Origin of the sequence: Streptomyces sp. SP18BB07 (assembly GCF_036322545.1) — a bacterium.
GTDB classification, from domain to species: Bacteria; Actinomycetota; Actinomycetes; order Streptomycetales; family Streptomycetaceae; genus Streptomyces; species Streptomyces deccanensis.
This window is the reverse complement of record NZ_JAQYWT010000116.1, coordinates 1-310: the sequence shown is the minus strand read 5'-3', so window position 1 is coordinate 310 and position 310 is coordinate 1. Positions and strand designations below refer to the sequence as shown.

General features: G+C 71.6%; 2 pseudogenes. One reads left to right on the top strand and one right to left on the bottom strand.

Annotated elements, in window-relative coordinates:
* Window positions 1-129: pseudogene (locus tag PUR53_RS00335) on the bottom strand (ATP-dependent Clp protease proteolytic subunit); the annotation flags it as partial.
* Between the two features lie 85 nt (window positions 130-214).
* On the opposite strand from PUR53_RS00335, the pseudogene PUR53_RS00330 reads away from it, so the two are divergent.
* A pseudogene (locus PUR53_RS00330) lies at window positions 215-310 on the top strand (ATP-dependent Clp protease proteolytic subunit); the annotation flags it as partial.

The window sequence follows — 310 nt, the reverse complement described above, 5'->3', positions numbered from 1 at the left end:
GTGGATCAGGACGCGGGCGTTCGGCAGCGCCATGCGCTTGCCCGGCGTACCGGCGGCCCGCGGGATCGCGGCGGCGGAGGCCCCCTGGCCCATGCAGACCGTCTGGAAGTCCCGCAGCACGCACTGCATCGAGCCGGAGACCGCCGACTTCGGCACCCTCCGGCTGCCGGTGGTGCCGGTGGACACGCTGGGCGACCTCTGGTCCGACGCGTTCGAGCCGATCCGCTACGACCTCATGCCCGACGTGATCCCCACGGCCGAGGACGCGCTGTCGTACGGCCTGATCGACCAGATCATCTCCACGCGGAAG